Source organism: Janthinobacterium sp. PSPC3-1 (assembly GCF_049896105.1).
Taxonomy (GTDB): Bacteria; Pseudomonadota; Gammaproteobacteria; order Burkholderiales; family Burkholderiaceae_D; genus Janthinobacterium.
In genome coordinates, this window is the sequence record NZ_JAFCTQ010000062.1 from 1 (window position 1) to 21,887 (window position 21,887).

At 61.0% G+C, this 21,887-nt stretch carries 8 protein-coding genes and 1 pseudogene; 2 read left to right on the forward strand and 7 right to left on the reverse strand.

From position 1 onward, the window contains the following. Window positions 1–476: 476 nt before the first annotated feature. Window positions 477–830: a tyrosine-type recombinase/integrase gene (locus ACP7B7_RS30450; RefSeq protein WP_426079188.1), complete on the forward strand. Its 354-nt coding sequence runs from the start codon at window positions 477–479 to the stop codon at window positions 828–830. Between the two features lie 454 nt (window positions 831–1,284). Here ACP7B7_RS30450 and ACP7B7_RS30455 read toward each other — a convergent pair whose 3' ends face one another. The 6 genes from ACP7B7_RS30455 to ACP7B7_RS30480 form a co-directional block, all read right to left on the reverse strand. Further along, window positions 1,285–6,198, reverse strand: a complete 4,914-nt coding sequence (locus ACP7B7_RS30455; protein WP_426079189.1) for a DEAD/DEAH box helicase — start codon at window positions 6,196–6,198, stop codon at window positions 1,285–1,287. 497 nt (window positions 6,199–6,695) lie between these two features. Then, complete coding sequence (locus ACP7B7_RS30460; RefSeq protein ID WP_426079196.1) at window positions 6,696–7,787, reverse strand: IS5 family transposase; 1,092 nt, start codon at window positions 7,785–7,787, stop codon at window positions 6,696–6,698. Between the two features lie 366 nt (window positions 7,788–8,153). Further along, window positions 8,154–8,384: a hypothetical protein gene (locus tag ACP7B7_RS30465; protein WP_426079190.1), complete on the reverse strand. Its 231-nt coding sequence runs from the start codon at window positions 8,382–8,384 to the stop codon at window positions 8,154–8,156. 82 nt (window positions 8,385–8,466) lie between these two features. Next, window positions 8,467–14,085: a hypothetical protein gene (locus tag ACP7B7_RS30470; RefSeq protein ID WP_426079191.1), complete on the reverse strand. Its 5,619-nt coding sequence runs from the start codon at window positions 14,083–14,085 to the stop codon at window positions 8,467–8,469. A gap of 8 nt (window positions 14,086–14,093) precedes the next feature. Next, a complete protein-coding gene (locus ACP7B7_RS30475) occupies window positions 14,094–19,523 on the reverse strand; it encodes a hypothetical protein (protein WP_426079192.1) in 5,430 nt (1,809 codons plus the stop codon). 139 nt (window positions 19,524–19,662) lie between these two features. Further along, on the reverse strand, window positions 19,663–20,187 hold the full coding sequence (locus tag ACP7B7_RS30480; protein ID WP_426079193.1) for a papain-like cysteine protease family protein: 525 nt from the start codon (window positions 20,185–20,187) through the stop codon (window positions 19,663–19,665). Between the two features lie 437 nt (window positions 20,188–20,624). Here ACP7B7_RS30480 and ACP7B7_RS30485 point away from each other — a divergent pair. Continuing rightward, window positions 20,625–20,948 (forward strand): annotated as a pseudogene (locus ACP7B7_RS30485) (DUF4158 domain-containing protein); the annotation flags it as partial. Between the two features lie 217 nt (window positions 20,949–21,165). Here the strand turns inward: ACP7B7_RS30485 and istB are convergent. After that, the coding region (gene istB, locus ACP7B7_RS30490; protein ID WP_426079194.1) for an IS21-like element helper ATPase IstB at window positions 21,166–21,887 on the reverse strand (722 nt) is incomplete at its 5' end.

Below are 21,887 nucleotides of genomic sequence, written 5' to 3' on the forward strand. Positions count from 1 at the left end.
AATTCACATTTCTTTCCATGTAATCAATAGCTTAGTTAGCTTTTCGCGAAAAAAACCGCAATCCCGGCCGACCCTCTTATAAGCCTATTTTCATAATTAACTTCAAATTATTGATCTATGTCATAGCTCGCAACCTAGGGGAGCTCACCACGACGGGTGTCGCTTCTGATCGTCACGGAAATCATCGTCAACCGGCATCCTAACGGCAAGTTCCCGTGGTAGGTAGGCTCACTATACCGGCTGGCATCAATGCTTTCGTGTCGCTCGTGTTTCCCCGCTCTGCCGCGTGCGCGATTGAGCGGCACCACGCGTTGGCAGAATTCAATAGGTTGGTCGACGTGTGCCAGTGCGGCCTTGGCTTGCGCCAGGTCGGCGTTCACATTATCAGGTCGCAACGAAAGCGGGGACATTCGCCGTGCTAAGTTGGGTCGGCGATCAGCAGCGCAAATTTATCCCCAAAAACGGTGCACAACCATGTGCATAACCTGCCGAAACTGTGTTCTGACGCACAAGGGATCGGCCGTGCCGGCAGCTGCCATTTTTTTCGGCAGCTGCGATGTGCAGGCTATCAGGCGGTTGGGAACCGCCCCATATCGGCACACTGGCTGCGGCATACCTTCGCCATGACGTCGCTCTTGTCCGGTCAGGATCTGCGTAGCGTGGCCACGTCGCTGGGCCATGCCAGCGTCGACACGACGATGGGATACACGGAGAAGGATGCGATCGACCTGATCGAGAGTTGGGAACTTGAGACACCGGGCCGGGTGGCACGCGCTGTCCATGCTGAAATGCCACCGCCAACATCCCAAACCTTGCCGGGTCGAAGGTAAGAAAAAGTAACTGGCGCCGGTAAGGTCAGCTCATCGTGGTTGTGCAGGTTCAGCAGCCTGAAGCTTCTATTAGCCTGGAACGAGGAACGGATGGACACGCTGGTCAAATGGATAGGTGTAGCGGCTCGCATTTCAAACCGACCGTGCTCGCATTTGATGCCGAATTCGGCTCGAATTAACTGCAAATGACGAAGAGCCATGCTCACGCAATCTGCAATTGAGCTTGCATTCGACGGCACCGGCTCGCATTCGACGGCCGCCGGCTCAGGCCAACTGCAAATGACGGCTCATATCGGCAAGCCCGCCGCCATCAATTGCAAGTCCGTTTGCAGATAGTGTGAGCATGTGACCTCCGTCATTTGCAGTTAATTCGAGCCGAAACTGCGCCGAATGCAAGCGCGACCGGTTTCAAACGCGAGCCCTTACACCTAAGTATAACGGCGTGCCATTTCAGCTACGCCATGATGTCCAGCTTTGGTAACGACCGAACGATCTTCATTGTCTCCAAGCTCACCGTGATGACGCGCTGGAACAGCTCCAGCGGGTACCGGGGGTTGCCCATCGTTTCGACGGCCCAATCGTTTGCGTCGTTTACGATGCCGCTGTCTTTGTCGGTCTTCACGCATTGACGGTCAATTACCCACTCTAGAGCAGGTTTGCCATTAACAACATACTCATAGGCTTCTATTGGAATTCCCGAAATTGTAATTGCTCGATTGTAATGAAGCGTGCTCTTATCCTTATCTTTTCCAAACTTCATTTTTTCAACTCGGTAGTCGTCGGAGTCCTTCTCTCCAATGATTTCGACAGGGTAAGGAGCGACGTTCTCGTAGCCAAGGTGTAGTTCGGCCAATTCACGGCCGGCTTTGCTATAAGACCAAAAATCAGCAGCGGTTTTTACCCGAGGTATACGCGGCAGCTCCTTGGCCAAATTGTCCGCATACAGGTCCCGATAGTCTTGAGCGTGAAGCAATCCATAGGTGTAATAGAAAAGGTCTTCCTTCCCGATTTGTTCGCCTGGATAAGCGCCAATGAAATGCTGCAAACCGTTATCGGTAATGGCATCTCTGCGAATGAATTGTCTTTTTGAAGTCGCGGGCTGATCGGAATTTTCAGCGAACAAGTCTGCTTGCGGAATGTTGCCGGAGTCAATTTCGGCCGTTCCGTAAATATAAAGGGGGAAACAGGCAGAACCGCCCTTCATTGCAGAAACGCAGAACTCTACGGGAACGTCCGAAATTAATGCGGAGAAACCAGTAATACACCCTGCTCCAGAAACGCAAATAATCCTATTTTTTGCATCGGGATGCGGGAAAAGAAGCGGCATCTTCGAAATCATTTCGTTGAATTGCCGATTGAAATACAACCATTGTTTCGTAAAAGGCCGATATAGGGTTGGAACTATGCATTCAGGGTCAAAGCAAAAGCGCTTCTCATTTACCAATGCCTGCTTTAAGGCACGCGTCCAACTAATCTGAGAGCGATCGGAGTTGACAAAAGCGTCAACGAGATCCTTCATTTCGTTTTTTGACTTCCCAGAATTCATTTCTGAAAATCGCACCGCCTCCATGTTAAAGACATCGATCATACGGCCCATGTTTTTCGAAATCTTCGGCTTTGAGGCATTGAAGCACCATGCGTCGCGGGCCGTCACTATTCCAAGAGACGAATTCTCAAATAATGTATTTCCTGAAGAAGTTTTATCGGCTATCGCTATGTATTCACTGAACCGATCATCACGCTGTTTAAACCAATCACCGTGCATGTCAGGCACAATAGACTTCCATTCACCGCTAAGTTTAAGACCTTCTATGCTCGCAAATGCACTAATTTTTTCTAGTTTTTCCTCACGCGTTAGGTAGTCGCCAATATCATGAAAAAAGATCTGGCCTGTCTGCTTAGCATTAGGATTCTTCACGAGAATAGAAATAGCAATTGGAGCGCGGCTCCCACTTCCGAAAATCTTGCCACCTTCCATGCGGGATAATTCACCTGATGTACGCTGATTCCCGCGCAAGTGAAAGACGTATAGACTGCTAAATTCTTCAACAAGACACTTGCGAAGTCCATCGGCAAAGTTGGCATCTATAAAGCCCCCGTTTGTCACGTAGCCGATGACTCCACTTGATCCTACGCGATCACTTGCCCAACGAATCGCGCGGACGTAGCTGTTGTACAATCCTTTGAAAAGCGTAGCGTTTGATCGCTTGGCGTAAGTACTCCGAATTCGGTCATCCAAATTCGGATATGCGACATTGTCATTATTGTCGTTCTCGCTTTTTTGTCCCTCGGAATAAGGCGGATTGCCGAAAATAACTCGAATGTCCAACTTCTTCTGCCGCTTGCGCCGCGCGCTGTTATCCACCAGCAGCGCGTCGACCAAGTCTTCCTTCTCATACAGCTGAAAGGTATCGGTAAGGCAAATGCCCTCGAAGGGCTGGTAGCTTCCACCAACGATGCCGTGATAGACCGCCTCGATGTTGATGGCCGCAATGTAGTAGGCCAGCAGCACCAACTCGTTGGCGTGGATTTCGTGCCTATACTTGTGCGCAAGATGCTCAGGGGCGATCAGGCCGCTCTGCAGTAACCGGGTGATGAAGGTGCCAGTGCCGGTGAAGGGATCGATGATGTGGACTCCCTCGCTGCCAAGGGTCTGGCCGAACTCGGTTTCCAGGATATGGGCGACGCTGTAGATGATGAAGTCCACAACCTCCACCGGAGTGTAGACGATACCCAGTCGCTCAGTCATCTTGGGAAATGCATTGCGGAAGAACTTGTCGTAAAGCTCGACGACGATCTTTTGCTTGCCCGCTGCGTTGTCGATGCCCTGCGCGCGCATCTTCACACTGTCGTAGAAGCGCTGAAGGGTATCGGCCTCCTTGTCCAGCCGGTGCTCTTGCAGCACGTCGAGCACACCCTGCATAGCCACCGACATAGGGTTATGTTGAGCAAAACTGTAATCCTCGAAGAGGGCGTCGAAGACTGGCTTGGTGATGAGATGCTGAGCCAGCATCTCGATGACTTCTCCGTCACTGATGCTGCCGTTAAGGTCGTCACGCAGCTCATGGGCGAAGGCGTTGAAGGCGGCTCGCTCCTTCTCGTGCGTCGGGTCTTCAATAATGGCAGTTATACGGTCAACATGGGTGCGGGCAATCTTTGCAATATCGTTAGCCCAGTCTTCCCAATGGTGCCGATTGCCACACTTCTGCACGACCTTCGCATAGATGGCGCGCTCAATTTCACCGATCTCGAATTCCAGGGAAATCTGCTTGTCCTTATCGCCACGCTTGGCGTGTTCGCCGATGTTAAACTGCCCTTTTCCCACATCCTTTTTGGCGGTGCCATTCTTGCCAGCTGGTTTCTTGATCTTGTCGGTGACTGCGACGACCTCCATCTTGGCCGTGTCCCGCCCGATCAAGTCCAGCTTGTTCACCATCGCATCGAAACGGTCATCGTGTGAGCGCAGCGCCTGCAGCACCTGCCACACGACCTTGTAGGTCTTGTTGTCGTTGAGCGCCTCGTGAGCCTCCATGCCGGCCGGGATCACGACAGGCAAGATCACATAACCTCGCTTCTTGCCGGACGCGTTACGCATCACGCGGCCGACCGACTGCACCACGTCGACTTGGGAATTACGCGGCGTCAAAAACAGCACGGCATCCAGGGCCGGCACATCGACGCCCTCCGACAAGCAGCGCACATTGCTGAGAATGCGGCAGGTATGCTCAGGCGCCTGGGCCTTGAGCCAGTTGAGCTTTACTTCCTTCTGGCTGGCGTTCATGCGCCCGTCAACGTGCTCGGCCTCACAGATGAGGCGGTTGACAGTCTCGAATTCTTCCTCGGCCTGGTACGCCTCAACAACGGCCTGGAACATGCCTGCGATGTTTTTCGAGCTGGTCTTGTGGGTCCTGGCATTCTTGGCCACGTCGATCACCTGACAGAATGCCACCGCGCGCCTCATTGGGTCGGTGTCGCCAGCTAGGTCTTCCTGAGTGCCCTGTTTGCCGAGCGCCTTCCAGCAGCCGATAATCTTGGCCGCGTCGTCCACCTTGACTTGGTTGTTCTCATCGGCAAGCAAGGCTTGCAGGCGCCGGTTGACATGGCTCTCGTCGACGGCCAGCACGATCACTTTGTAGTCAACCAGCAGGCCACGCTGCACCGCCTGCGAAAACGTGATAACGAATAGCTCCTTGCCAAACAACGCCTCGTCGTCCATCGAGCACAAGGCGACATTGTCCTTCTCGGCGCTCGCCTTGGCATTATCGCCATAGATGCGCGGCGTGGCCGTCATGTACAGGCGCTTACTGGCCCGGATGAAGTCAGCATTGTGGATCTTGACGAAATTGCTCTCATCATCGTCGTCGAAGGTGGCGCCAGTGGTGCGGTGGGCCTCGTCGCAGACGATCAGGTCGAAGTCGGCCAGGTCGTGTTCCTTCTGGGCCTTGCTGATGACTTCGATCGAATGATAGGTGGAAAACACTACGCTCATGTGCTCGACATCGTGACGCTTGGCCATCTCCAGCGCCAGTCGTCGAGGCTCAGTGGTGGCCGGGTAGCGCAGCTCGTGGGCGAAAGTTTGAACCACGTCCTCGTCGACGGCGCGCTTCTTGCCCACATCGCTATCCGAACAGACAGCGAAACTATGTAGGGGCGTGTCGCACTCCTGGGTCCACTCGGTCAGCGTTTGCGACAGCAGCGCCAGGCTCGGCACCAGGAACAGCACGCGCTTGCCGCGACCGGCCAGCAGTTCCGCTATTTTCAAACTGGTGAAGGTCTTTCCAGTGCCGCACGCCATGATCAATTTACCCCTGTCCGCAGTTGCCAACCCGTGTTGGACAGCGGACAGCGCGGTTTGCTGGTGCTCGCGCAGCTTTTTCTTTTCATGCAAAACCGCGGTGTGGCGCGGCTGGTACTGCGCCCAGTCGATCTGGCTAGTTTCCAGGTCGTGCAAGTCTATCTTGTTGACCGGCGGCTGCTGGTTTTGCAGAGCGTCGTTGGCGTGCTCGCTCCAATTATTGGTGGTCGTGATCACAATCCGGCGCACGAACGGCTTCTTGCCCGAGGCCGTGAAGAAGCTGTCGATGTCGGCTTTCTGGATCTTATAGTCTTCGGCGAAGAATTTGCACTGGATGGCGTGGAATTCGCCCGTGCCCTGGGTTTTCGCCACTAGGTCGATGCCGGTGTCGCGCCCGTCGATACCCTGTTCAGCGGCCCAGTTCGTGTAACTCCATACCTGGCTGTACAGGTCGCGGTAGGTCGCCTCGTTGCGCAGGTAGGTGACGACCAGCTCCTCAAAATAGGTGCCTTTCTCGCGCTCGGAAACGGCGGAGTGACGGTAAGTAGCAAGCAGGTCGTGAAGCGCGGTCATTTATGGGCTTTCCATAGGTAAATATACTGACCGGCATTATGGCGCACAATTGGTGCCATCGGAATTGAAATTGGGAACTGTTAAAAGGCGAACTGCGTCAATCAAAGTAATTCTACGAACAACGTCAATTCGTAAGTCACTGATTTGTGGGTGGGCGCGATTCGTTTGTTCACACTTTTACTTCGCAGATCGCCACAGCCGCCACTCGATATGCCGTTGCCTTCGATTGACCGCGAGATTGACAAGGCGGAGGCAAATAAGCAGGGAAGACCAAAATGAAGCAATGCATGATTGCCGTAAGCGAGCATTGGGTCGTGGTGGCAACGCTTGGCAAGACTTAACAGAGTGTTGAAAAAGAAGTGCAGTCCTTCGGGTTTTGTCGCCCGACATGCGAATTTTTCGGGCTGAAAGCCGTATTCCGCCTAAAAACCGGTTTCCAGCCGTTTTTCAGGCCGTTTTTGACACTTTTTAGCACTTTCCTCCCTCTATGGACGGCGTTATCCCACCACCGCCGACAAACGCCAGCCAAAGATCGTCGCCATGCGCGTCAGGTTGTAAGCGGCGAAAGTGAACGTGGTCTGGGCGCGCACTTTCGCCAGGCCAACGAAGCGCGCCTTGCGCAGCCCGCCGATGGTTTTGCTCCAGCCGAAGCTCTCCTCGACCAGCTTGCGTTTCTTGATGCTCACCGCGTAGCCGGCGTGACGCGTGGTGCGCTTATCGATGGCGCTGTGTTTTTTCTGGGCCACGTGCGGTGTGACGCCCAAGCCACGCAACTCCTTGACGAACGCGGCCGCGTCGTAGCTCTTGTCGGCGCCCAGCGTCGCGCCGGCCTTGTTGATGCTGAGCTTGGCCATGATGAGCGCCGCGTCGCGTTCGGCAGTGCCGCTCGCCAGGGTGGTGGTGGCGTCGACAACCAGGCCGTTGCGGTTTTCCATCAGCGCGTGGCCCAAGTAGCACAGCCTGGACTTGTCGCCGTCGCCTTTCTTGTACAGTCGGGCATCGGGATCGGTCGTCGATTGGTGTGTCTCGTTGGAGCGTTTTTCGCCCTTGAAGTCGACCGTGGCATTGCGCTCGCCGTCGCTCGGCGGCGGCCCGCCGCCATCTTTTTTAGTGAAGCTCTTGACCGACGCCCACGCCTCGATCATCGTGCCGTCGACGGTGAAATGCTCGTCCGACATCAGGCTTTTCCATTCGGCGATGCGCAGCACCTGGGCGAAGAAACGCTGCGTCATCGCCTCGCTGAACAGGCGCACGCGGTTGGTGCTGAAGCTTGAGTGGTTCCACACGGGCTCATCAAGGTTCATACCGACGAACCAGCGGTATAGCAAGTTGTATTCGAGGTGTTGCACCAGTTGGCGCTCGGAGCGGATCGAGAACAGCGTCTGGATCAGGCTGGCGCGCAGCAGGCGCTCCGGGGCGATCGAGGGACGGCCGCGGCGCGAATACAGCGCCTGGAAATCATCATTCATGGTGGACAGGATGGCGTCGGCCAGCACCCGCAATTTGCGCAATGGATGCGCATCGGGAATGCGTTCTTCCAGCGTGCGGTAGCTATACAGGGAGTGCTGGGTGACGTCGGTCTTGCGCATGATGGCGGTGGGAAAGTGGGGCTGATTGAACAACGTTTACCGGCCCGGGCCGGTTGACGGGCACGGCGATTAATTCAACACCCTGCTAAGACGTAAAGCGCTTTACTTTTTTACATTTGATATCCAGCCGGATTAACACAGACGACCTCGGCGAAAAGTGCATAAAGAATCGCTTCTTTATTACTTCGAGGCTTATGTGTCATTTCTGGCCTTATCCCGGCTGTACCTCTTTTCCCGAGCAATTCGGTGGAAATTAAGATTACCAATGCAGGAATTGCCGCGGTGGCGGCGCGGCAAGAGAAGGTCGATGTGCTTACCGCCGGGAACGCAATCCCGCAGGAAGCAGCCGGGGCTCTAGCGCACCGGTTAATCCAAGTCCACCGTGGCACCCTCGGAAACGTCTTTTTCCACCAACGGGCCGTCGCTGCGCTGGCAGGTAACGAGCCCGCTGCCCCCGCCGTCGTCGCAAGACGATACCGTGGCCGTTTCGCCGTTTGCCAAGAAATCGTCAAATACTACGACGCCCTTGCAGACTTGATCGGTCACGACATATTTGCGGACATCGGCCCAGGTTGCGCGGATGGTGAAGTTGATCATTTTAGGCATTTGCTTTCTCCGATTCCAAGTAGGTAGGTAAAACTGCTGGTTGTATTCTTAGCTAGTCGCCTGTCCCCTCGAGTCAGGGAGCTGGCGGCAGCACTCGCCATTGGCATACGGCGTCGACGGGCCGGCCTTCGCGGTCGAACCACGCGGCATCTTGCACCGCGTCTGGCGCCAGTCCCGGCCAGCCGGCCAGACGCGCTAGTAGCCTGCCGCCGGCCACTTGCAATTCGAGTCCACCCTCGCCGATTGGCGCCAGGTCAAGCTGGCAGTTTCCGCTGATAATGTCCTCCGGCACCAAATTGTCGGCGTGTTCCTTATGCCGCACGCGCCAGCCGAGCGTCGGGTCGAGCACGATCTCCACTACCGATTTATGCTTGGCAGGAAGGAGCGGCGCCAGGCTTTCGATCCGGATCGTTTTGCCGCTGACCTGTGGCGGAACCGGGATGCCCTGTGGCCATTCTCCGGTCTTGCCAAGCGCGATCGGACCGATGAACTCGGGTGTCCAGCGCACCCCCGCTTCCGGGCCAGTCCCGGTGTCGGGATCCTTGTGCGGGAACATCAATATCTGCAGTTCCTGCCAGTCCTTGATCGCTTTCACGCCCTTTCCATGGGGCGTATGGAAGCGGTAGATGTAGCCGACGCAGTCGCCTGGCGCCGCCAGCGTGACCTGCCGACCGCCGGCCATGAACGATTCGAAGCGCAGCGCCGGATAAGGATCAGGTTTGCCGTCAGTGCCCTTGGCGCCAATTGCCTTGCGCACCGGTTTGTAAGCGCCGATCAGTTCACCCAACGGCAGACCGACGGCCGGCGCCGAGACATCGTTGACGCGCTTAAACATCAACAGCAGGTGGAAGGAGTTGCTCTCCTGGCCTACCGCGCCGGCGCCGCCAGTGCCGGCGAAGTCGCTGGCCTCGACTGGCAGCAGCAACAGGTCGCGCGAAATCGGTTCGCCGTTCTTGATCGCAACTGCATGACCCCGTACGCTGTTGCTGCGCTTGAGTGCGAGCCCGTTCCCGTCCGGCACCACCCAGTAGTGTTCGTCAGCGAACGAGACGTCGCGAAACGGCAGGCCGATGAAGGTCAGCCAGTGCGGCGCCGAATAGTCGCTCACGAGCAAGCGCTTCAGCGACAAGGGCTGGGCCGCCGCGCCGGACAGCCCTGCTGCGTCAAGTTGCAGGGCCAGCGGGGCCTGATCCTTGAGGTCAAAGCCCTCGAGGTCGAAGCCGGCCAACCCGCTCCAAGTTTCATACGGCGTGTAGTGCGCCACAGTCTGCCATTGACCCTGTTCGGCGGCTAGCTGCTGTATGAACACTTGCAGACCCCATCGGTTCTTGTTGGTATTGGCCCAGTGTCCCTTGTGCCAGGTGCACAGGTAGCGGGTGGCGCACGCCGTGACGGGTAGCGCGAAGCGGGCCGGGCTGGCCGCGCCCGGCAGGCCAAGCGCCACCAGCGCGCTTGACGCGCCGGCGTCGATACAGAAGTCGTGCGGCACCCAGTCGTCGCCCTCGGCCCGGCGCGCCAGCGTCCACACGCCAGCACGCGTGGCGTCGCGCGGCACCAGGGCCGGTGCCGTCCAAGCGGTAGACGGATCGAGCATGCGGCGCAGGCGCACCTTGGCCATCACCCAGTACTTGTCGACATCGTTGCCGCGGGGGTGCACGATCATGGCGGTCTGGGCCACTTTGGCATTGCGGTCGAGGTCATTGGTCAAGCCGAACGCACGGTCCGCTTCCAGGCGCCAGTTCATCTTGCGATAAGGATCGGTGGCCGACAGCGCGCCCGATTCTCCGTACAGCGACGGATAGGGCAGGCGCGGCATCTCCTGCGCGCCCGCCAGCGCGGCCGCAGGCGACTCGCCCGGCGCCGCGTGGAAGATCGGATTGGGTCCGATCTCGTAAATTTCGTTGAAGCGCGTCTCTTCGAGGTCGACCTCGATCGACTCGCCCACGCCGCCGAAGCGGGCCAGGGTGTCGGTGCGGTACAGCACATCGTTCAGGCACAGCAGGCAGCCGTTGGCGCCGCTGGCCACGCGCACCTCGGCGCCTTTGCTGCGCAGCTCGAACGTCTTGACCAGCGGGACCGCGGTCCTGACGTCGGGCGGTGCCAGGCGCAGGCCGGGATCGTCCCAGCGCACCTTGGCCGGGGCCAGCAGGCCGGCCGCCAGCACCGTCGCGTCCAGCGCGGGCCAGCGCTGCAGCCAGCGGTCGAAGCGACGCACCGGCCGCACCACGTACGCCACGTACTTGGCCCCGTGCTCGCCGGGCAGTTCGGTGTGCGCCAGGTTTTCTGCGACGTCGCCGGCAAAATTCCAGCCGCCAGCCGAGACCGACGACTGGATGGTCCACACCGTCGATTCGCGCAGCGACTCCGTGCCGATGAACGGTTCAGCCCAGTCGCGCAGCGCCGCCATGCCCGAGGCGGTGCGCGGAAACGCGACCGGGTAGCCGCTCCAGTGCCATTCGTGGCGCTGCACCATGAAGGCCTTGAGCCAGGTGGCGTCGAGCGGGGCGCCTGTATCGGCATCGATCCTGGCGACAACCTGGCGTCCCTCGGGCACCACCAGCAGCCGGCGTGCGAGCTGCGCGAAAATGGCGTCGTTCATGGCCGGCTTGGGCAGGCATTCGACCCAGTGCTGTGCAGGCGCGAAGCGGCGGTAGGTGATTCCGGTGGCGCGATCGCTGATGTTGCCCAGCCCGGGAAAGGCGGCCAGCCGGCATGATGGTTCGGCGATATCGAAAAAGGACGATGGCGCCAGAGACGACACCGCAATCCGGGCAAAGTGGCCGGGTGCGAGCGTCACCACGGCGTTGTCGCCGGCGCCAGCGGCCAGTTGCGAGGCACTCCCCTGTGCAACCTTGATGGTGGCATTTCCGACGTAGCCCGAGCTTAGCCTGGCGTCGGGGGATAGGATGACGGAGGCGGTGCCGGCCGGCCTGGCCGAGGCGTCGAAAAACTCAACCTCGACCAGGAAGGCGCGCACCGCGGGATGGCGCGGCCACTGCGCTTCATGCGCCTCCTTGCTCACCATTGTGGATGGGCGCGGGCGCGCCGCCACCCCCGCGCGGATCGGCGGTTTGAGCAGCAGCCGGTACTTTTCCTGCTGCATTGCCAGCGCCGCCGCATCCAGCCCGTCCGCTGCAGTGTCGCCGCTCGCATGGCCCAGCTTGACCGCGGCAATGTCGGCCTCGATCCAGCGTTCGATCACGTTCGGGGTGCCGGCCGGACCGCGGATAGTGAAACTGATAGCCTGGCTGCCAGCGCGCCACAGCGGGCTGTCGTCGCGGATCAGGGCAATGCGCTGCGCCTCGTCGGCGCCGGGGCCGGCAGCACTCTGGCGCAGATGGATCCGGGTGCGGCTCTCGTCGGCCAGTTCGTAAGCGTACTCGGCCTGCTTGGCGTCGAGGCTGATCAGCGGTGTACCTGGCGCCACCCGGCACAGGTAGCGCGACTTGGCCCCGAAGCGGGTGAACATGGTGGCGTCGAGCCTCTTGAGGCTGCGCTGGCGGTCATCGGCGCCGTCGGCGAAATCCTGTTCCAGGATCCGTCCCGCATTGCCGATCGGGGTCGCCAGCGCCCAGTAGTGCAGCCCATAGGCCAGACGCGGCGTGGGCCAGGTTTCCATGTGCGGGCGCGGCTCGGGCCAGAAAAAGTCCAGGCATGCCACGCCATCGGGATCACCGCCCCCTTCGATACTGGTCAGGCGTCCATTGAGCGCGGTTCCCGAATACGGGAACGACACCACGTCGCGTCCGTTGTAACGGGTGGCGCCGATCGTGTCGTGCATGCGCAGCAGCTTGCCACCGTCGCCGGCTTCCAATATCGGCTCCCACCTCCCCCTGCGCCATACCTGGGCTGCCAGGTCGGTCACCCACTGCCACGAGAGCGCGGGTTCAGGAGCGCTTGCGCCGGCGGCAATGGCCACTGCGTAACCGCGGATCTCCTGGTTCAGCGCAAGCGCCTGGTCGGCGCTGGCGAAAGCCACGCTGACGGACAGGTCGCGGTCTTCACCCAGGCTCACCGGCACGTCGGCGACATGGTCGTGCCCGTTCAATGCGACTCGCACCGTGCTAACCCGGCCCATGGCGTCAGTGGCCAGCAAGTCGAAAATGACCTTCTCGGGCGCTGACGGCGGCGTGCCATGGCCGGCCTGTTGAAACGCTTGCAGCGTCAGTTGTTCGGCCAGTCGGGCGGCCGAAGCGTCCTCGATGCTCGACCCTTCGGTGAGCCACAGCATGGCGTCGGCGCTGGGCGTTTCGCCGGCCAGCAGCAAGGTGCAGAAGTGGTCGTTCATCAACGGTAGCAGGCGCCGGTACCAGTACTCGAACGTGAGGTCGTTGAAAAATGCGTGGCCCTTGTGATCAATGGCAAAGCGCCGCGCCATGGCCGCGAACCACATCGCGCGCATCTGCGGCACAGTCGCGGCGCCGAGCAGCCGGACCATCGCCGACAGCACGCCGCGTCCGCGCTGTGCGCCATACGAGCCCACCGGCCACGGCGCGATCGCAAAGTCCTTCTCGAGGAGCGCCCGGCTCAAGGGCTTCATTGCCGTCCACAGTGCAGGCAGCGCGGCGCCGCTCTCCTTGCGGCATGCGTCCAGATCTGCCAGCAACGCGATGCGCGCCGGCGCCTGTTCGAACGCGGCATAGATGGCCTGTCCGGCGTCCTGGCCGGCGCCGATGCGTTCCCACACGCCCACATGGCGTTCGACCGGTGTGTCGCCGGGGCGCGCCACCGTATCAATGCGTAGCAGGCCGCGTCCCAGCAGATCGACCACCATCGGCTCGGCGGGGCCGGCAGTGAGGCTCATCCCGGTCGGCAGTTGCCGAACATCGTCGATGATCTGACCCAGACAATTGGTGAGCAGCAAGAAAGGATTGAGCGCGCTGGCCAGCAGCCCTTCACGGACTGGGATGTCGGCCTGGTCCGCCTCCGCGATCCCGACGCTGCCCAGGCCCGTCTGTGCCGGGGCCGCCAGGGCTTGCTGCGTGATGAGGGAAAAGCAGTGGCCGGGCGCGGGATCGCCGGCGGCATCGGTGACTTGGTACCTGGTCGTGACCACCTTGACCAACTTGCCGGCAATGGTGGCAATGGTGGCCAGCGCCGGCGTAAAAGTCAGTACCGCGCCATCGATCGTCACGTTGAACACGGGGGCGTAGGCGATAAAGTCGCCCAGTGCGTCGCTATAGCGGAAGTGGCGCGAGACGCCCAACACGTCCTGCGACACGGCTGCCGGCAAGTGGGTCAGCGGGGCCAGCGCATGCGGCAGGGTATTGGTCTCGACCAGGACCGGCTTCTCTGGATCGGCGTCGGGGAACTGGGGCAAGTCTTCGGACTGCGCCGAAAAGGGCCGCTCGCATTTAGCGGTGGTGCGTATCAGCTCGCGCTCCAGGCTTGCCCACAGGTCCAGGGTGTCGGCCGCGGCGCTCATCGACTGTGCGCTCAGCGCCGCGAGGGCGCCGTCGCCGCGAATGCCGTGCCATTCGGTGATGGCGTAGCGCCACGGCCGCAGCAGGTCGCCGGCCCGCTTCCACACCTGTTCCGTGATGCCGGCGCCACTGGCCCCGGCAGCGGGCCACTGTACCCCGGCTTCGCCTCCCCAGGGCATGACCCAGTTGACCGAGACGTCGCGCAAGGAAGGATCGCGCGCAGCTTCGTTGTTGCAATGAACCAGCCAGGCAAATGTCGTGTAGGGCATTGTGATCCTCACATATTCTGTTCAACGGAGCGGGACACCCGCACGCTGTAGCACCAGCACACCTCGATTTCGACATCGAGCTGGCCGCTGCCTTGCATATCGCCGCCGTCCTTGTGCTCGGCCTGCAGCAGGAGCAGCAGGTAGGCATTGAGGTAGCCCAGGATGCGTGCCGAACCCGACACGGACAGTCCGGCCGTGAAGGAATTGCCCCCCAGCGAGGCGAACGTGGCCTGGACGAAAATGCGGATCGCATAGCTGCCGGTGGCCACGCTGGCCAGCGTGAATGCGCGCGCCGAGCCCAGCGAGACCCCGATCGAGGCCGAATAGGCAGGGACCAGGCGGTCGTCGATCTGCTCCAGCCAGGCGCGGCCCTTGACCCAGCCGCCGCCGCCGTATATGCCAATCTGCATGAACACGGGCGAGGCGACGTCGCCGATGCCAAAGCTGGCATCGATGTGCATGCGCCCGGAAATGAACTGCAGCGCAAAGCGGGTGGCCAGGACGGTCTCGCCGATGAACAGCGGGCCGACGTCATAGGGGCCGATGGTGTCTTTCTGTTCGATGCTGGCGCCGGTGGGTCGCCCCTGTTCGTCCCTAAGGAGCTTGACGCCCTCGGGCAGCTTGGGGGTCTTGGCCTTGAGGATGGTGCTCAGGAACAGCAGGGCGGGATGCGGCAGGATTTTTGCAGGATCAAGGTCGAACTTGAAGCCGCCGCTGTCGCTGTACTGGACGTTGGCGCCCTGGAAGGTCACCAGGGGCTGGCCTTCGAAGTTGAGGATCCAGTCGCCGCCGAACTTGGCGCTGGTCTGTGCCTTGCCGGCAGCATCGGCCGCGAGCATGAAGTTGGCGCTGGCGTCAATCCGGGGCTTGCGGATATCGAGGCTGAAAGTGGCAATATCGAACAGCTGCTCCGTGCTGTCGAACTGATGCTGGATTTCGGCCTTGCCACTGGCGCTGCGTGTTTTCTGGTCGATATGGTGGGAAAACTTGACCGCGCCGGTGGGCATGTCGGGCAGCCGGAACTTCTTGAAAAATTCTTCGAAGTCGGCAGCGATATTCTTGAACACTTCGGAAAATACGAGGCCTTCGACCGAATCGAGCACCATCTGGTCGACCAGGGCACGCGAGGGAATGGCAATGCCCAGTTCTTTCAAGCCCGGCGCGATTTCCCGCAGCCGGGCGACAAACGGCGAAGTTTCAATCTGCCGGGCCACGTCATCGAACACGCAGTCGAGCTTGTCGGTATTGATCGTAATCTGGGGCAGCTCGGGTGGATCGGACAACAAGCGCATCATTTTGATTGCCTGGCCGGCTTTCGGCGCCACGGCCTCATACGCGTCTTGCAGCACCCTATCGCCACGTTCGACTACCGTTGCCACCTCATCCTTGAGGGCATCGACACGGTGGCGTGTCTCCTCGTCGAACAGCGCGGCCGCACCGCTGGCCACCTGGCGCCTGACGTCCTCGACCAGCGCGCCAGTCTGGCGCTCCAGGTCGCCGCGCAGCTTGTCCCATGCGCCGCAGTCCAGCAAACTGATGCTGGCGAGGATCTCCTGGCGCGCCTGCGCAAGGCGCTGGCCCAGTACCGCAGTCGCTCCAACGAGCGCGTTGCGGGCCTGATCCTGCCTGGCCACCAGTTCGGTCTCGAGGGTATCGAGCGCGGGAGCGAGGGCGTCCTGCGCCTGCCGGCACAGCCCGCGCAGCGCCGCCATCAGGACCACCCCGGCATTGTCGCCCTCGCTGCGCACCTGCACTTGCAGCGCAGCGAGCATGGTATCGAGTGCGATGCGTTCGGCTTGGATGGCTCCGTTGGCGCCTGCAGCGTCCACCAGCGCCTGCAATGCGGGAGCCGGGTCGGGCAAGGCGCCTTGCAATGCAATGCGCAGGGCCGTCAGCGGCGCCAGGGGCTTTTCCAGTTGCGCCTGGATGACAACGATGGCCGGGGCCAGCGCGCCGCCTGCTGCCTTTGCCGCCGTACACCAGACCTGTACCGAATCGCGTAGTGCTATCAAGCGCAGCTTGATCTCGGCCGCGCCCGCTGCCGTGCCATCATTGATTTCCTGCAAGACCGTGGCAGCGTGCCTGAACGCCTGACCAAGCCCTCCGCATGCCGCAGCGATCGCCTCGATGCAATCAGCCTGGGTGCTGCGCAAGCTTTTCAGCGACTCGGGCAGCACTACCTTGCGTACCGCGGCCGCAGCGTCGTCCAGTGACACCAGCGTGGCAGGCGCATTGGCGGCCAGCTTGGTTAGCCAGGTCTGGGCTGCGGTTGCAAGCGCCGCTTCGTCACCATCGATCAGCGCCTGCAGGGCAGCAAGCTCAAGGTCGAATTTAGCACTCGCCTGGGCAATGGCTGCCGCGATCGCCTGTTGGCTGCGCTTTAACTGGCCACAGCCTTGTTGTACCGCGAGCGCAGGTTCCTCCAGCGCGCCGGCCGCGCGCGCGATCACGCCGTGCAAGGCAATGCCGTCCCAGCTGTCCTGCAGGCGCGTGGCCAACGCCAGTGTGCCGGCTTGGGCCTGGCCACCCATTGCGCCCAAGGTCGTGCGGGCGTCGACCAGCGATTGCTCGGCTTCCCGGCAGGCCGCTTGCAGTATGCTCCACGGCAGCCGTGTTTTCTCGGTTAGGAACTGGTCCAGCCGATCGCGCTGCTGGCTGACGATGGCCGGCACATCGACCTTGCCGATCAGCGGCGCGGCCTCATCGAGCCGCGTTTTCGCTTCGCCGAACGATGCTTCGACCTGTGCCACCAGGCGCTGCTTGAAGGTGGCGCAGCCTTGCAGCAGCTCCTGCGCGGTGCCCATTGCGTCGCGCAGGGCCAGTGCGTCACGAGTGATGCGGGCGATTGTCGCTTCGATGGTACGCACCTCCGCGGCGCCTTTTGCGCTTTCCCATACCGCATCGGATTTGGTTTTCACGCCGGCCATCAGGCTTGCCAGCGGACCGGCTTCGTTAAAGCGCAGGCGCGAGGCGGCTGCCGTGCGCTCGAGGTGGATCGTGCGCAGCTGCCCGAGCAGCTTGTCGGGTCCGCGCCCGTGCGCCAGGTTCGATGGACCGTCGGCTTTGACTCGCATGGCAAAACGCGGATTGTCGGCCGCTGCCAGGTTGTACGAGGGAACGGTCTTGTGCGGCATGCATTCGTTCGGCTTGACCCGTTCGCCAGTGGCGACCGTGCCGAAGCACACCTTGTCGTCGCAATCGAGTCCGGACAGTGCCGCCCAGGCGTCGCTGTCGGCCCCCGCGCCGCGCTTGCCGTTACTGTAAAAAACCATGTCCTGCGGATGGTCGTGCCAGTGGTGCACCAGGGAGTCGGCGCCGCTTTCGGCAACTGGACCCAGCCACGGTTTCGAATAGAAGCCGGATTGGTCGGTCTCGTTGAAGAGCGGGATTTCATAACCTACTTCGTCTCCCAGGTCGCGTCCCCACGCGCTGTTGACATAGATCCGGAGGGTGGCGAACCCGAAGGAATGGATGCAGGCGAGCGGCCGTTCCATCGCTTCCAGCTCGGACATGAAGCGCCGCTGCGGCTCGGTGATTTCAATGTATTCCTCCATCTTGCGCAGCAGCGGGCGCCCGACCAGCGGCAACTGCTCGCCTTCGAATTGCGCGCCTGGCACGGTACTGCGCTGGTACACCACCACGTGGATCGCGCGGTTCCAGGCCACACCGATGCGCCCGATGCGGGTTTTGACAAGGCGCGACTGCTGCCCGTCGGTACACTCGACGTCAAATATGGTGCGGCCTTCGTCGAACGCCGCCTTCATTGCACCGCTGGCCCCCAGCGCCGACAGGCTCAGTGAAAACAGCTTGACCTCGGCAGTGACCGGGGTTGCCAGCACGCCCAGCAGTTCAGAGGCAAATTCAATTGTATTGAGCAAGCCGACCGGCAGATCCCGTGCTGCGGTGACCCCTGCGAGGCCTGTGTCGGGATCGGGTGCAAACGCGTGCAGGGCGACCATGGCCGAGGGCGACAGCGCGACGTCGAGCGGCACGGGATAGATTGGCGCGGCACCTTCAGCCTGGCTACGCAAGCGCGCGCTGAGGTCCTGATCGAGGTCGAGCCGGCCGTCGGCAAAGGCGGCATCGGACAGCGGGAACTGGGCCACCCGGTTGGCGCAGGAGGCGCGGTTGGCCAGGTGGCGGGTGCGCAGCGTTTCGTACACTGTGCGCAAGGTGGCCTGCGGGACCGGGCCACTGACGAACCAGCGCGCCAGGGTCGCGCTCATTGACTCTTCCAGCGCGGCCGCCATCGGCGTGCCGGGCGTGCCTTTCCAGTCGTCGACCGCCGGCAGCGAGATGACCGGCGTGCCCAGCCAGCGCTGCAGCTCCGATACCAGCACCGTGCGCTTGCTTTGCGCGGTGCGCCGGTAAGTCACCTCGAGCGGATAGGCCATCTCGGTGACCAGGGTTTCAAGCTCGGCGTCCTGCAGCGTCGACAGAATATCGCCTGGATGCACGGTGTAGCGGCGCACCCGGCGCGATGGCCGCACCGTGATGTCGGTGCTGCGCGCAAAACGCGAGTCAACTGGCGAGAGCGGATCGACGCCCGCCTTGCCATCGCTCGAAAAGCGGTTGCCGCGCACCATGGCCTCGCCCACCGACTGCGTCATCATCGTCAGCGCCACGGTATCGACTGCAAAGCGCCACTGCGCGCCGTCGGGATCGTTGCTGTTCCACTGGGCCAGGATGCTGCCCGCTTCCGGTTCGAAGCGTGGCGCCAGCACCTGCGCTACCATGAACGGTGCATGTGTGACATGGGTGACGGCGCGCACGTCCGCACCTGCATCAAGGTAGCGGTCGGTAATGCGCAGCGTGGCCTGCCACATGGCGTCGCGCCCCGGCTGTGCGTTTTCATAGAATAGCTCGAGCGTGGCGCCGGCGGCGGCGTTGGCCACTTCGATTGGCGCGCCCCAGCTGGCCGAAAAATTACCGCCTTCGCGCATCACTTCATCGGCTGTCATGTTGCGCTGGGCCGAACGCAGCAGGCTCGACTCCGCCAGCACCGGGGCCAGCGCCACCGATTCGAGCGCGAGGATGATCTTGCTGCTGCAGAAATTGCCACCCACGATGTTGAACTGCACCCGATGCTTGCGATCAGCCACCTTGAGCCGAAGTCCGTCGAAAACGTGCTCGTTCTGCGCGCCAGGCGCCAGCTGCAGGCTGGTCTCCTCGATGGCGCGCCCGCTGCCTGTTGCCAGTAGCGTGAACGGGCGCTGTGGATGGTCCGACGGCGTCAGGTCCAGCGCGCTAAGCCGTGTGCCGCTCGTCGGCGGCGCGATATCGAGCCGCAATTCGACCGTGCGTGGTTGGCCCGGGCTGCTGCTGGCGTGCAGTCGCGACATCAGACCGATACGGCTGCTGCGACGGGTTGTCAGCAGACCCGCCTCGACTGCCTCCGCATGCGCATTCCAGTCTTCGATAAATTGGGTCTCGGACATGAGAACTTCCTTTGCGCGCACGCTGCGCGAATGACGGGTGGACGGCCGGCGCCTGCTGCAAACGGCCGTGAATAGCCGCGCGCCGGTCGGTGCGCGAAGACGCCCCAGGAAGGTGCACGGATGCTGGGTGCTGCCGTTGCTAGAAGTGGATGGCTTGGGTGAACAGGGGCCGTCCGGCGTCGACTTCGTCGCGTGCGATATTCTCGAGCTCCCTTGCGAACTCGGACATGCTCGATTGGTAGGCTTGCCCCTGATCAGGATCGAGGATCCAGGCTTGGGTATGGTCAAAGCTGCCGTCGCCGCTAATGCCGCGCAGCACCCGCACATGGCGGCGCACGCCACCGGCGTCGAGGCCCGCTGCGATCCACAGCGGCCCGTGGCGCTTGAGCAGCGTGTGGTAGCCATCCGGGGTAAAGTTTTGCGGGGCTTCCGCCGAGAGACCGAGGCGGGTGGCGAAATCGGCGAAACGCGGTCCCCGTAGGCCGGTATCGTCGTTGAGCGCCGTGACGAATTCGGGGCCGCCAAGCTGGGCCATTTCCAGTTCAGTGTAGTGCCGCTTTTTTTTCCATTGAAACAGGATCACGGCGCCTGCGGCCCAGCAGCTGCGGGACGAACTTTGGGCAAACGGATCGGCATCGTGGTACACGGTATCGAGGATCGTCAATTGCGCTCTCCAAGTTGGTGTCCGTAGCGTTTTTCACCGCTGTTGACAGGTGTGTTGCGGAATTTGAGTGATCAACTTTAGCACCGGAAAATCGTTCGGCTTTTGTGTATTCGCAAGTTGTTGTAACTCCCAAGCTGCTTCCAAAAAAGTCAGCAACATGGTCCGAATTCGACCAATAGCGGGAGTGCTCTCAGGCCAGGCTGGCCGGCTGCTCGATGCACTGCTGATCGCCCGTCGACCACTGGTGTCTCGGCCGTCGGGGGAATGGTCAACGCGGGATCCGGCGCTGGCCAGGTCGACACCTGATCACCGGGCCGGGCCCGCGCTGCGCTGGCTTTTCCGTGCTGCGACCTGGTAGCGAGGAAAAGCTGGCGCATACGACCAGTATCTGGTAACGCTTTGATATTATTGCAGTAAGTCAATTTCAAGGAAATGAAATGCCGCACCGCTCACTACTTTCCGATACCGAACGCGACAACCTGTTGGTCTTGCCAGCAAGTCAGGATGAACTGATTCAGCAATACAGCTTCACGGACGCGGACTTGGCGTTGATCCGGCAGCGCCGTGGCGCCGCCAATCGCCTCGGTTTCGCAGTGCAAATGTGCCTGCTGCGCTACCCTGGCTACGCGCTGGCCAGTGACACACGACTGCCAGATCCAGTGATCCATTGGATTGCCAAACAGGTGCGCAGCGACGCTGGCGCCTGGCCAGAATATGGCGAGCGGGAAAAAACACGAAACGAACACCTGCATGAGCTACGCGTGTTGAGGCCGACCGAATATTGACCCACCCTGCTGATTGAAATTTGACCCAGGGCTGGGTGCCGCGTTTTGATGCAGCGGCTGTGGATAAGTATACCAAACAACAGGAGGAATTCGCAGTGGGCGTAGCCCGCAGCGAATTCCTCCTGTTCTTTTCTTTTGTGATTGAACGATATAAACGATTTATCTTGTTACTCGTTTAAATCGTCTTGCCAGATCAGAATGGTTCATCCGGCACGGCTCCTTTGCCTGCCTTGTGCTTCTGCTCGCGCGCCTTGATTCGCCCCTTGGCTGCCATGCTGCTGTGCTGGAAGCGGTAGGACTCGTTTCCCGTCTCGACGATGTGGCAACGATGGGTGAGGCGGTCCAGCAGCGCCGTGGTCATCTTGGCGTCGCCGAACACGCTGGACCATTCCGAGAAGCTGAGGTTGGTCGTGATGATGACGCTGATGTGCTCGTACAGCTTTGACAGCAGGTAGAACAACAACGCGCCGCCGGCCTGGCTGAATGGCAGATACCCGAGCTCATCAAGAATTACGAGGTCCATGCGCATCAGCGCCAGAGCGATCCGACCGGCCTTGCCCTCGCGATTTTCGCGCTCCAGCAGATTGACCAGATCGACCGTCGAGTAAAAGCGCACCCGCTTGCCCTGCGCCGCGATGCCGGCCACCGCGATCGCCGTGGCCAGATGCGTCTTGCCGGTGCCCGGTCCGCCGATCAGCACCGCGTTCTGCGCCGTATCGGTGAACGTCAACGAGGCCAGCTGCCGCACCAGCGCCTGATCGACCTTGGACGACGCGAAGTCGAAACCAACCAGGTCCCGATGCATGGGGAACTTGGCCGCTGTCATTTGATGGCTCACCCGGTACGTGTCAAGATAGTTGTCGCATAATTCCGGTTTTAGAATGCGTCGATTTTGTTCTTTCCTCAGCGCGTCAC